At 67.6% G+C, this 12116-nt stretch carries 11 protein-coding genes; 5 read left to right on the forward strand and 6 right to left on the reverse strand.

Annotation, left to right across the window (positions count from 1 at the left end):
- Positions 1–266: 266 nt before the first annotated feature.
- On the reverse strand, positions 267–479 hold the full coding sequence (locus F9C11_RS20710) for a hypothetical protein (RefSeq protein WP_409186519.1): 213 nt from the start codon (positions 477–479) through the stop codon (positions 267–269).
- Positions 480–771: 292 nt separating this feature from the next.
- Positions 772–1572 carry a double-stranded RNA binding motif domain-containing protein gene (locus F9C11_RS20715; protein WP_409186520.1) on the reverse strand — a complete coding sequence of 267 codons (801 nt, stop codon included), beginning with the start codon at positions 1570–1572 and terminating at the stop codon, positions 772–774.
- 71 nt (positions 1573–1643) lie between these two features.
- Here F9C11_RS20715 and F9C11_RS20720 point away from each other — a divergent pair, with 71 nt between their 5' ends.
- Positions 1644–5069, forward strand: a complete 3426-nt coding sequence (locus F9C11_RS20720) for a DEAD/DEAH box helicase (protein WP_409186521.1) — start codon at positions 1644–1646, stop codon at positions 5067–5069.
- Between the two features lie 140 nt (positions 5070–5209).
- Positions 5210–5638 carry a hypothetical protein gene (locus F9C11_RS20725; RefSeq protein ID WP_409186522.1) on the forward strand — a complete coding sequence of 143 codons (429 nt, stop codon included), beginning with the start codon at positions 5210–5212 and terminating at the stop codon, positions 5636–5638.
- Positions 5639–5824: 186 nt separating this feature from the next.
- On the opposite strand, the gene F9C11_RS20730 is transcribed toward F9C11_RS20725, so the two are convergent.
- Positions 5825–6046 carry a hypothetical protein gene (locus F9C11_RS20730; protein ID WP_409186523.1) on the reverse strand — a complete coding sequence of 74 codons (222 nt, stop codon included), beginning with the start codon at positions 6044–6046 and terminating at the stop codon, positions 5825–5827.
- A 985-nt stretch (positions 6047–7031) separates the two neighbouring features.
- Here F9C11_RS20730 and F9C11_RS20735 point away from each other — a divergent pair.
- Complete coding sequence (locus F9C11_RS20735; RefSeq protein ID WP_409186524.1) at positions 7032–7220, forward strand: DUF6531 domain-containing protein; 189 nt, start codon at positions 7032–7034, stop codon at positions 7218–7220.
- A gap of 36 nt (positions 7221–7256) precedes the next feature.
- Here F9C11_RS20735 and F9C11_RS20740 read toward each other — a convergent pair whose 3' ends face one another.
- Both F9C11_RS20740 and F9C11_RS20745 read right to left on the reverse strand, forming a co-directional pair.
- Positions 7257–7595, reverse strand: coding sequence for a hypothetical protein (locus F9C11_RS20740; RefSeq protein WP_409186525.1), 339 nt, complete (start codon positions 7593–7595; stop codon positions 7257–7259).
- Between the two features lie 55 nt (positions 7596–7650).
- Positions 7651–7917: a hypothetical protein gene (locus tag F9C11_RS20745; protein WP_409186526.1), complete on the reverse strand. Its 267-nt coding sequence runs from the start codon at positions 7915–7917 to the stop codon at positions 7651–7653.
- A 449-nt stretch (positions 7918–8366) separates the two neighbouring features.
- Here F9C11_RS20745 and F9C11_RS20750 point away from each other — a divergent pair, with 449 nt between their 5' ends.
- Positions 8367–9074 carry a sulfite exporter TauE/SafE family protein gene (locus tag F9C11_RS20750; protein ID WP_409186945.1) on the forward strand — a complete coding sequence of 236 codons (708 nt, stop codon included), beginning with the start codon at positions 8367–8369 and terminating at the stop codon, positions 9072–9074.
- 535 nt (positions 9075–9609) lie between these two features.
- The gene (locus F9C11_RS20755) at positions 9610–10089 is read left to right on the forward strand and encodes an ATP-binding protein (RefSeq protein ID WP_409186527.1); all 480 of its coding nucleotides are present in this window, start codon (positions 9610–9612) and stop codon (positions 10087–10089) included.
- A 398-nt stretch (positions 10090–10487) separates the two neighbouring features.
- Here F9C11_RS20755 and F9C11_RS20760 read toward each other — a convergent pair whose 3' ends face one another.
- The gene (locus tag F9C11_RS20760; RefSeq protein WP_409186528.1) at positions 10488–11540 is read right to left on the reverse strand and encodes a hypothetical protein; all 1053 of its coding nucleotides are present in this window, start codon (positions 11538–11540) and stop codon (positions 10488–10490) included.
- Between the last annotated feature and the right edge of the window lie 576 nt (positions 11541–12116).

The following is a 12116-nucleotide window of genomic DNA, read 5'->3' on the forward strand; positions in this document are numbered from 1 at the left end:
CCAGGCGCCAGCTGTCCCCATTCGGGTGACATACAACCGGGTTCAGTCAGGCGAATTAGCTGTGCCTCGCCCCATGACGGCAAAGCTGTGATCGGATGCTCGAGGCATTCATCCGCGCGCGGTTCGCCCATGCTGCCGACGGAGTACTGCTCTGGATCCGCTGGCGTTCCGGCCCTTTGCGGGAATCAGCGTCGCCACCCTCGACTGTGCGAGTGCGCTCCCCATCCCATGCCCGCCGAGCTTCCTCGGCCAAAGACGGCTTCTGCCTAGCGCGGCGGCGCCGCAGCGGAGAATGACCAGGCGTCGCCCGACCGGGCGGGGGGCAGGGCAATTCCCGCCACGACAACGGTCTGCGGCTGAGCCAGTACCACGCGGTGCCGTCGTGCCGGGATCTGCTGTGCGAGGTCTCCCGCGAAGACCACTCCGTCGAGCACGGCTACGCGGCCGGGTTCGACGGAGTGGTTCTTCTTCCGTGCCATGGCTCTGGACGTCGCATTCGGCTGTACCGCGCGGATGTCGCCGGATCGCAGCGGCTACGGCGCGGACGCCGCCGTGCAGGAGGGCTTCTTCGGCGAACTGCACAGCGAGGACGAGACTGTGCTGCCGGTCGAGTGCACCGGCCAGGCTTCATGGCCGCGGTGTTCCGCAGGCGTAGGGGTGTGCCGCCCTCAGTCTCCCAGCGAGACAAGACGACACGGGGACCTATGAATATGGGCCGTTGAGAGCGGTTCTGGTGCCGGGTCATTCCCGTGAAGCAGGGGAGGCCCGCGGTTACACGATGTGCCCGTCTGCGGCTTCGAGGCTTTCGGCATTATCGGGCGCGGGGTCCGGCCCTGCCAGAAGCCTGGCGATCAACTGCTCTGCAGCCGTATTTTTGGCCGTCGGCTTTTTCGAGCCTTGCGCTCGCAGCACGATGCGTTCGCCTGCCGCGGTGACAACGGTCGCGGTGCACGTGAAAGTGGGCCGGTGTGCTGGGCCGGTCGATGAGTACGCCCAGCCGAGGTCCGTGAGATGCTTGGCGTCCTTGAGCTCTTCGATGGCGCCGACGGCGGAGGGATGCTGGTTGGCAGCCAGGAAGCTGGCGATCGTCTCGGGCGCTGGCTGCTCAGTTGTCGGGCTGGACACCGCCTCGCCTACGGAAATACCGGCCGAGCGGAACCAATCGCGCAACACCCCGGTGGGAACTCCGAGCAAGTTTCCGGTGTCGCGGAGGCTGAGCCCGTCGCCGACGACGTACCGGTGCGCTTCCTCGAAAAGCGAGTCGAGGACCGCCCGGTCATCTGCCGGCAGGCCAAGGAAATCAGCATGCTCGGCGGCGCCTGCCTGCAATTGGCGGTGAGCCTTCATCAAACACGCCAGCGAGCAGTAGAGCCCGAGACGCCGTTGCTTGACGTTGCCTCCAAGCGCGCGGTGGACGGTATACCAGCCTGCTGGAACGAACGAGCCGTGTTCGCTTCGGCTGCAGCTCCGGCACACGTAATAGCGTGCCTCGTGCGGCGGCTCCGACCCCCACCGCAAACCCGACGGGCGCATCAGGCCGGCGGCGCTGCTGCCACCCGGATCCTCAACCACTTGACTACCCTCCGATGTAAGAAGTTGCTTAATGTAGTTTACGGTCAGCGGGCCGATCTAAGTGAGGGTGCATGGCGGCGGGTTTGCCGGACTGGCTGCGCGAGATCTTGCGCAGCGGAGTCGTCACCGAGAAAGCGCAGATGCGTCTGCTTACAGAGTTGCGCAGGGACGAGCTGACCTCCTCTCAGCTTCGAATGCTGCTCTTTCACACGCTCAAAGGGCGCCGCGCGCAGCAGTCGAAAGCCGAGGTTCTCAACTGGCTCGAAAGCCGGTGCTCGCTTGCCACTGTCATCGTCCACGAACATGCCCACGCAGCTCGGCTGCCGATGCCGGCCGTGTCGACACGTGCGAAGACCGGCGGCGCCGATTCCGGCCGAGAAGAACGTGCGACGCTGCAAGTCGGCGACACACTGCGAGCCGGGGCATGGTGCGCGGAGACCGACGAGCACTCCGCGCGGCACCGCGCCTATCTGAGCCTGTTGCGCGAACTGACCGGGATCGCCATGTCCCGGCCCACACCGGCCCCGCCCCCTGCGGCGTCTGCGCCGATACCGAAGGCGTCTCCGCCTCGCCCCGTCGCGATCCCTGCCGTCGCCGCGCTGGACGATGCCGCACCGAACGAGACGCTGCTCAAGATGGGCTGGGAACTTCTGTTCGATATCGACATCTGCCCGTCGCGTCCTCAGTGGCTGCTGTGCGCGCCGGACCAAGGCCCTCCGGATCTCCCGGCACCGCTGAAGCCGACCGGTCTCGGGCAACGGCACTGGGTTCGCCGGACCGTCCGCTACGCGGACGGAACCACCGCGACCCGCGATTGCGTCCGCGTCGACCTCCTGCGTGCCTTGTCCGCACTGGCCGCTCCCGAACCGCAATCAGGATGGAGCCCGTCGGCGCAGCTGTGGCGCGACGTCACCCGCGGCACACTCGACTGGGTCAGCACCGGCCGCATCCTGCCCACAGTCGGAGACGCCTTCGACCCGGCCGACCGCCGGGCGACCTGGCGGCTGGGGGCCCTTGGCAACTCTGGCCTCGACCGGATCGCCGACTGGGCCGATCGCCTCGCCACCCTCCCTCGATGCGCACGCACCGACAGCACCGGCCGTGCCGAACCCGACCGATTGCCCGAGACCGTCCGGGCATGCGCCGACGCCACGGTGGCCCGTCTCGTCCCCACGCCGGCCATGCGATGGCTGCTCGGCGACGTCCCTTACGTCGCCGCCCGGGCCGCTCCCGAACTCGTCGCGGCCGTGCAGGACTGGGCCGACGATCTCGAACGCCACCACGACGAACAGCCGGACTGCGGACTCGTCCTGCGCGTCGAAGGACCCGCCGACGACGCCGAAGCAACCTCCGTCCAAGCGGAGCTCCTGCTCACCAGCGTGTCCGGCAGTATTGACACCGCCGTACCCGCGGCGAAGATCTGGAACGGCGACACAGCGGCTTCCTCTGCCTCCGATCCACGGCTGCGGCTGCGGGTCTGCTCGCTGTTGCGCCGAGCCGGGCACCTGTTCCCACCGCTGTACGCGCTCGGTCGCCAGCACCGCCCGGAGTCCGTGCACATGGGGCTGCAGTCGGCCGCAGTGCTGCGCGGCCCTGTCGGCGAAGCACTGCGCGAACTCGGAATCGTCGTCGAGTGGAGCAAGGGCTGGGTCGCAGACCTCGACGCGCGAGTCCTGATCGGCGTTGCCCCGCCGGATCCCGAACCGGATGGCACGCTCGGCTTGGCCCAGCTGCTGGACCGGCGATGGCAGCTGACCATCGACGGGCAAGCGCTGTCCGACGCCGAGATGACTCTCCTGGCCGCGTCGGCGATCCCGCTGGTCAGGCTTCGCAACCGGTGGGTGCTGCTCGACGGCCCCACCCACGACAAACTTGCCGCACCGCGGCTCGCCCCGGTCGCCCGTCCGGCGGGAATCCTGGCGGCGCTGTTGGGCACGCAGGTGGTCGACGGCCGCTCTTACGCCTGCAGCCCGACCGACGGCCTCGCCGCACGACTTGAGCAACTGCGCCGCAGTCAGACTGACGACACTGGCCCCGATCGACCAGACCTCCCGGCCTGCTTGCATCCCCACCAGCGCGTCGCGGTCACTTGGCTCGAGCAGCTCACCAGTCTCGGCCTCAACGGACTCGTCGCCGACGAAATGGGGATCGGCAAGACACTCACCGCGCTCGGGTTTCACCTCTCCCCGCAGCGGCTCCATCAGGACCTGCCGACCCTGGTGGTGTGCCCGAACGGTGAGCTTGTCAGGAAATGGCGCACCGACACGGAAAGGCACCTGCCCGGGCTCCCTCTCCGAACGTACTGGGGCCCACGACGCACGCTGCCGCCGCTGCGGGACAACCCGGTCGTCGTCACGACATACGACACTCTCGCCTCCGACATCGATATCCTCGGCAGGCAACGGTGGGGAGTCGTCATCGCGGACGAGGCGCAGAAGATCAAGAATCCCGCCACCCGAGGAGCCCGCGCCATGCGCCAGCTCGGTGCCCCGATTCGAATCGCGCTCAGCGGCACCCCGCTGGAAAACCATCCTGGGGAGCTATGGGCCCTGCTGGATTGGCTCAACCCCGACCTTTTCGACACCCGAGCGCGATTCGAGTCCCGCTACGTCGCACCCCTGCGACACGGCGCTTCACCCGACGTCGTCGATGCCCTCCGCGAGCAGATCCACGCGATCATGTCGCCTGTCGTCCTGCGGCGCACCAAACAAGATCCCGGCATTGCCCCGGAGCTGCCTCATCGCCGCGACCAGACCCACACTGTCGACCTGTCGAAGGCTCAGCGCGGACTGTTGGAGGGGTTGGCCCGAGACACCGGAATGCAGTACCGGGCCTGCGGCACCACCCGCAACAGCGGTCAGGCCGCGTGGCGGCTGTCCGAAGCGGAGCGCAAGATCTGTAACAGCCCTGCTCACTATCTGGGCCACGCTGCGCAGACCGTGGAGGCCGACCCCGCTGCGGCGGAGCGCGACGCGCCCAAGCTCAAGCTGCTGCGCGCGCTGATCGAGGACCTCGTGACTCGCGACGAGTCCGCTCTCGTGTTCAGCCCGTCCGCCGTGATGGCTGGCCTCATCGACGCCTACCTCCGCGGCGTCGGAGTCGCCAGCGCGCTCTTCCACGGTCAGCTCCGGGCTTCACAGAAGCGCCGAGCACTGCAGGCAACCGGCGCCGGCGAAATCTCCGCGCTCGTCGTCACCGTCGGCAGCGGCGGAACCGGGCTGGACATCACCCGTCCCAACCACGTCATCCATTACGATCGCCCTTGGAACCCGGCCCTCGAGGATCAAGCCAGCGCACGTGTTCACCGGTACGGCCAACAACGCGACGTTCAGGTGCACTACCTCATGCACGCCAACAGCATCGAGGAACACATCGCCGCGAAACACGCCGCCAAACGCCGGTACTCCGGCATCTTTCTCCCCGCCTGCAATGACACGATCACCAACCTCAGCGCCGCTCAACTGGCAGCCCTCTACGAACTGGACGACCGTCGATGACGACCCCCGCTGGACCGGCGCCGTCCGGACAGGACCTGCCGCCCCTCCCGCTCCCGGCACCCACACCCGCTCATCTCGCCACGATCGCCGCTTCCGCCGCCCGCCGTGCCCGAGCGCTTCTCTCCGGGACCGATGAGGCCGTGGACCCGCGGCTGGAGCTGCTGCAGCTCCTCGAGCAACATCCCGATGCGTCGCCTGCCCGCGAGATCGCCCAACGCGCCGGAATCAGCACTGCAGCTCTGACTCGTCTGCGGACCGCCTACCAGTTCGGCGGCGCAGAAGGAGTCGCGAACGCCCAGCACCAGCATCAGCCCTCGCCCGGAACCCTTGAGGCGGCCGCGGACGCGATCCGCGCCACGCCCGATATGCGCAACCGTGAACTGGTCCTCCGAGACAACACCATCACCTACCCCGTCGTGGGCGTCCAGATCCGTCTCGGCCGCGACGATCGCTGGTACCCCTACACGCGCACTACTGCCGACTGGGTAGCTGCGCCGGCACCCGCAGCGGACCCAGCTGCTGCGTTCTCCCGCGCTATCGCTGCCGCGCGACGACGACACAACGAGTGAACCGCCGCGGGGATCGTCCTGATCAGCGCGGCGAGGGCTGTGCCTTCAGCCGCGCCGGTAGGGCCGGATCGCGCAAACCACCGGCACAGGAAACAACTGTTTCCCGTATCCCTTGAGAGAAGCGTGTCACGCCGACAGCCTTGTTAGCTGATGCGACGGTCTGTCGGGGGCCCGACCCCTGCGGCGTCAGGGCGCGATAGCGCTCTCCGGGTGCGCGCGTCCCCGTAGGTGTACCGGGCCGACGGAAATGTCCGCGGAAGCCAGGTGCAATCCGGCGAAGATCACGGCCAGCAGCGTGCCGGTGAGCACGAGGGTCCGTGCGGTGTGCCCCCAGCTGCCGAGGATCCGCCCGGCCAGGCGGATCAGGTCCCGGGGCTCCGTCGACCGTTCGTCGTTCGGCAGGGCCAAATATCCGGCCCCTCGCTCTTGCTCGTCGTCGTGCCCAGGCGTCCGCCGACCGTCGCGCGGTGGAATCGAACGGGTGTCTCTGCCTACAGTCATTGTTGTTGGTCCAATCGGGTCGATTCGGTTGTGGCTCTTGCTAGTCGGAACACGCGTCACCCGGGCGGACGAACACAGCGGCGGCCTCCTCCTGGCCGAGGAGGCCGCCCTCCGCCTACCCGGATGACAACCGCATTCGCAGCCTATGAGCGCGCCAGACCAGGCGAGAACCCCCGCGCGACAACCGGGTAGTACCGAGCGTTGAACGCGACGTGAGCAATCAGTGCGTCGTGGCCCGGCATGCCCAGGCGGAACGACGAACGAAGTGGTGCCTACGACGAACGGTCAGCGGCCAGTCACGGCGAACGCCGCTCGGAACCGGCGAACCCCGACGCTGCACCGGGTTTGTGCCGTTCGTGCTGTCCTTGGGGCGGGCGGTCGAGTCGCTGCGGCCCTGGCCGGACAGGACCGAAGACGTCATGCCGACGACGGGCACGAACGCGAACCCGGCGGAGCCGAGGCCTCGGGAACCGGCGTCTCGCACCCGGGGAAGCCGGTTCCCGATCAATGCCCCAGACATCGGGTCGTTTCACAGGACGGAATCGGGCGGGTGTCGCGACGACTGCGCGAAGAAAGCTGCCGCTGGTTCCCGCTCCGGCGGGCCGGGGAGCTGCTCGAGCTGCTCAGACGTCGGCGCCTGCCGTTCGTTTTGCCTCATCCTTCGTTTTTGCCGTAGTCGCATCGGCGGTTGGCCTCTTGCTCTAAGGCAGATGGAGGATCCGGTTCAAGAGCTAGCTGGGCTGTCCGAGTGGTCACGATCGTCTGCATTGTTCTGGTTGTTCGGACTTGGGTCCCGGCCGATCAGGTGAAGGCAGGACCCGAAACGGGCCCGTCGGTGCGGTCGGCCACCTGCGCGACGGGTCCCAACAACGGCATCCAGCCGTGGTTCCCGATGGATCGCCACGCGATTTCCGACCGGGAGGAGTTGCTGGTCAACCGGGCCAACGGCAACGTGGTGGTCACCGACCGCGCGCTGACGGTCAAGGGCACCGGGCTGGACCTGTCCGTGAACGCGGTCTACAACGGCCGCACGAGCGGCAGCGGAGCGCTGGGAGCGCACTGGCAGATTTCCGGGGCCTGAATACAGGTCGCCCCGCCCCATGTCCTATTCCCAGATTTAACGGTTTTCCACGAGCGCCGAGATAGCGGCCACCGCCTCGTCCCGCGCCGACGCGTCGTCCGACCAGACCGGAGAGCTCCGTTCGACGAACACAGCGAACACGGCGGATGATCCGTCCCTCAACCTCAGCTGCAGCTTGGGCGGAACGTTCTGCACCGGCTCGACGGCGACGATGTCCTCGAGGCCGTATCTTCTCCGCAAGCCCAACCCGTACAGCGGCATGAAGCGCACCGAATTTTCATCCAGAATCAATTTCCCGCCCGTGCGCACGAGGCGGCCCCTGATCGTGAAAGGTCGCCCGGCGTACCATTCGCCTTTCACATCGTTAGTCACCATTTAGCTATTCTAGGGCTTTCCGGCAGAGCCGGGCATGACGTCCCAGCCCCGCGTCTCAGCACAGTCGGCTGACGGCGAGCGGGCGCGGACCGCCTGGCCAGCACAGCGACGAGGCGGCGTGCGCCGCGGTGGGAACGGCCCCCAGGGAGTGCCGGTAATCGCTCCGGGGGAAGGCCCGGTCGAGGAGCTGCTCGAGCTGCTCGGAATCGGAAAAGCCTCCGTCCATCTGCAGCGATGACCGCAGGGCTTCCTTGAGCAGCTTCGGCGCGATGCCGAACTGGTCCTGCGCTTCCCTTTGCAGGATGCCGAGCAGCGCCGGCACCCCTGGTCGGCTGCTGGCGCACGAACCAGTCGAGCACCTTGCCGACGCCGATCGGGAAGCCGATGACTGTCGTCTCGGTACCGGGAGAGGTTGTGCAGCACGGCCGCTTCGATCACCTGCGACAGCTGCTCGAACGGCACCGCCTTGTCCAGCGTCAGCGCGGCGTCCCAGCCGATCTCGTCGTCGATCTTCCGGACCGATTCTTCGTTGCGGTGCGCGCGCCCACCGGCGGCGACATCGCTGGGGTCGACGTCCGAACGCGCAGGCGTACGCGCGAAGGCGCACCTAAGGTGGACGCCATGGTCGAGTTCCAGCGGGACGGAGGCCGGAGGACGCTTTCGTGGTTGTTCAGCAGCCGCGACCTAGCAGACTAGGGCTGTGGCCGACGTGCTGCACCACTTGTCTGAGACGGCGGCGTCGGGTGCCGTGCGCGCGACCACTTCACCTGGCTGCCGCGCCCTCAACTGCACGGCACGTCGACAGTGGTCAACATCGCGGTGACCGCCGTCGGTTCCGCCGCCTACGCCATCGGCGGCGGCGTGATCGACCTGCGTTACGGCGGCGGCATGATCGTGGGAGGCGTGCTCGGCGGCTTTTACGGAGCGCGTTATGTCGCACGGATCCCCGAGAACGTACTGCGCATCCTGTTCTTGCTGATCTTGTCGCTCACCAGTCTCAAACTGTATGCGACCGCGGCGGGCGTGGATCCCTTCGCCGGGTCGGCGGCTCTCCCGCCCGCGGCGCTGCACAATCCGTGGACCACAGTGCCGATCACGTTCGTCGCGGGCGTGCTCATCGGCGCGTGGGCGGGCGCACTCGGGCTGGGCGGCGGACTGCTCTCGGTCCCGGCGCTCGTACTGCTTTTCGTGGTCGAACTGCACACTGCCGAAGGGACCTCGCTGCTGATGTTCCCCAACGCGATCGCCGGCTCCATCGTGCACCTTCGGCAGGGAACCGCCCGGCCACGGCTGGCGCTGCTGCTCAACCTCGGCGCTATCCCCGGGGCCGTTGCCGGCGCGCTGATCGGCCTGTCCCTGAACGAAACCGCGCTGGGGGTGATTTTCGGGACGCTCACCCTCACGATGGCGCTCAGGGAAATCGCGAACCTCGTGCGCTCCCGGCCCACGAGGCCGCATCCGGGACCCGATGCCGGCTGACCGCTCGCGCAGCACCGTTCGTCTCATCGCGTTCGCCACGAAAATTCGGACCGATCGTCTGGGGTGGTAATTCGCATGTTCACCAAGGTGAAGTCACTCAATGAAGTCGTCGCCGAATCGGCGAGGAACCGGCCGGGGGAACCGGCGCTGTCCGACCCGGCCCGGTCCACGGCGGTCATGTCCTCGAGCTCGACGTTCAGCACAGGCTCATCGCTCCGGTTGTGCATCACGACCCGGAACCAACCCGGTGTCCGCTCCGGTCGGCGCCGTTTCACGATGATCTGGCGGGCGACCTGGGCTTCCTCGTCGCGTCGCTCGTCTTCCCGGCGGCACCGGTCTCCGAGCGCAACCGAGACGTCGACTTCGTTTGCGACGTTCTGCTCACCCAGTGGCCCGCACCTCGGGCTCGGGCGCTGACCGAGGGATCGCCGGGGCCTGTCGGTTACTGATGGGTTTGCGTCTTTCGGCTCGGGGTACCGTTCCTCGGCAGCCTCTTCAGCAGCAAGGAGGCTGAACGCGAACGCAAGCCCGGCCCATGCCAGACCACGACCGCCAGCACGGAATTCAGCCGTGGATCGTTGACCTGCACGGCACCGCGCCACCCGACCTGGCGCGAATACGTCGGTGGGCGTCGCGCAACTTGAGCTCGCTGAGGGACGACCACCTGTCCGACGTACACCTCGTCGTGACCGAACTCGTGGACAACGCCTTCAACCACGGACACCGCCCGATCCAACTTCGGATGAGCCACACGCCGGACCCCTGCCGGGTACGCATCGAGGTCGACGACAGCAGCCCCTACCGCCCCATGATCGCCAGACCTTCTCCCGACCGGGCTGGCGGACGGGGAATGCTGTTGGTGGCCCAGCTTTCCGATGCGTGGGGTGTGGTCGCCGCTCCCGGCGTGGGCGGCAAAACCGTCTGGGCCGAGATTTCCTGTGCTGGCCCCGAACGGACACCGTGCTACGCGGGCACCGGGCACAACCATCACCCGCTGACGAGCGGCTCGGATTGAGCATCGGACTTCACTGGATGCTCGCGCGCAACTGGAGAAACAGAACCGGCTCGTCCTTGGCAGCGCACTGCCGTTGAGATTCGCTCACCGTCGAGCGATCAGCCGGCACCACCGCTGTAATTCGCGGTGCCCAGCTGCGCTTGGCCGTCTACGTGCGGGAGTTAGTAGATCAAAGCACCGCCGTCGAGTGCACCTCCCGCAGCCGCGGCGTCGCTGAGGACCCCTCCCCGCCAGGCCGCGAGATGGTAGCGCCATGCGGGCTTTCTGGAGTAAGCGGGAGGCCGTAGCCCGAGCACACCTCACCGTCCTGCCGCCGCTTTCTTTCCCAGACCAGCCAAACGCTCAAAGAGCCTCGTGGATCAACGAATCATCCAGTGCGACTGCGCGCGGATCGGAGATCACAGTGTGCTGCGTCGGACGGCGACCTCGTAAATCGTCTCGCCCAGCTGCAAAGTGCAGGCGTCGCCGAGGTCTGCCAACGGCAATCCGGCGAGGTGCCAGGCACAGAGCACGGACGGCAGGGCGTCGGCGGGGGCGTCGGGTGCGGAGACGTGCCAGACACTTCCGTCCCGGAATCCCGCGATCGCCGCGTGCGGGCTCAGGATCGCGGCAATAACGGCACCCGGGTGTCGGCGAAGCGTGGCGCGTGCCCAATCGCCGGCTCGGCGGGAGTCGTCGATCGATTCGGTGGTGATGATCGCCGCTTCTGTTCGCAGTGTACTTTGTGGATGGTCGAAGGGGCAGAGCAGGTGAGGGGCGGCTTCGTCGACTGGTTCCGGGGCCCACACGTCGATCGCGGGACGGCGGGTGAGCTGGATGCGGCGGGTCCGCCGGTCCACGGTGCTGGAGATCTGCAACGCCAGAGGGGCGGCTTCGGCGGGGGTCCACTCCGGCAGTGCGGTCAACGGGGGCTCGCCGGGCGGTTGGTCCAGGTCGAGGAGCCGGTAGAACACGGTGCGGAGCCGGTCCAGCGCCTGTCCCGGGGCCGAGGTGATCGATGTCCGGAAACGTTCGAGCTGTTGGGGGTTGTGCTCACGGAGTGCGGCCTCGATCTGCGGACGGAGACGTCGTGTGCGGTCCAGGCGGGTGGCGGACGCGGCGAGGTCGGCGAGCGGCGAGCGGGGGTCGATGTCCTCGTCGGCGAACGCGGCGAGCAGGGTGGGGTGTCCGAGCGCGGCTCCGTATCCGGTGACCGAGCCGTGGTCGCCGATCACGATGTCGGCGGCTATGAGACCGGTCCGCCACCCGTCGATCTCGGGAAGCAGGATCATGCCGGCCCGCACGCAAGCGGCCAGCCAGCTTCGCACCTGCCACGGACCGTGCCCATGCCAGATGTTCGGGTGCAACGCGACGGCCACCTGGTAGCTGTCGATTGGCAATTCGGCCATCAGGCGGCGGAGCAGATCCGGCCACGACCCCAGCAATGCGTTGCGGAACCACGTGCTGGACACGTAGACGAGCGTTCTGTTTCCCGTCCGGAGAGCGTCCCGGTAGCGCGCACGGTCGTCCAGGCTGGCCAGAATCCTGTCGTAGCACGATCTCCGACGACCTCGGCGACGGATTCGGCTGCTGGAGCGGCGGCACGGAGCCTCGCCACTTGCTCGTCGTGGGAGAATGCCAGCGGCCGCGATCGGCCGACCGTCGTAGAGGACCCATTGCGGCGAAAGACCGAAAGTGTCCCGGTTTCCGGTTTCCGGTTTCCGTGCCGAAGGTGGCCCGGCCGAGCACGCAGCGCAGGTTCCACCGTTCGCCCGGGGGCATCTGGTGGGTCTCCTTGTCCAGCGCGGTGATTTCAACCTTGTCGGCGGGTGCGTCGGTGCGGTAGCAGCCACCTGGTCGCCGCAGTAGCCTCGGAACCGCTTTGTCGCATCCGCGCAGCGATTCCGTCTCGACGGCCTTGGATACCTGCAGGTACCAGTTGTCCAGGTCGTTCAGCATGGCCGGCCGGTCGGTCTGCAGGTTGGACCACCAGATCGGCGTAGGCGAACACCTGACCCGGCGGGGCGGACTTCTGCTGTGATCTCTCC

This window comes from Amycolatopsis sp. VS8301801F10, assembly GCF_046195355.1.
Taxonomy (GTDB): domain Bacteria; phylum Actinomycetota; class Actinomycetes; order Mycobacteriales; family Pseudonocardiaceae; genus Amycolatopsis.

What these genes read in the sequence shown, in the direction of transcription:
- F9C11_RS20710 (WP_409186519.1), bottom strand. Translation starts at nt 479, where the DNA reads ATGGCACGGAAGAAGAACCACTCCGTCGAACCCGGCCGCGTAGCCGTG.
- F9C11_RS20720 (WP_409186521.1), top strand. Translation starts at nt 1,644, where the DNA reads ATGGCGGCGGGTTTGCCGGACTGGCTGCGCGAGATCTTGCGCAGCGGA.
- F9C11_RS20735 (WP_409186524.1), top strand. Translation starts at nt 7,032, where the DNA reads ATGGATCGCCACGCGATTTCCGACCGGGAGGAGTTGCTGGTCAACCGG.
- F9C11_RS20740 (WP_409186525.1), bottom strand. Translation starts at nt 7,595, where the DNA reads ATGGTGACTAACGATGTGAAAGGCGAATGGTACGCCGGGCGACCTTTC.
- F9C11_RS20755 (WP_409186527.1), top strand. Translation starts at nt 9,610, where the DNA reads ATGCCAGACCACGACCGCCAGCACGGAATTCAGCCGTGGATCGTTGAC.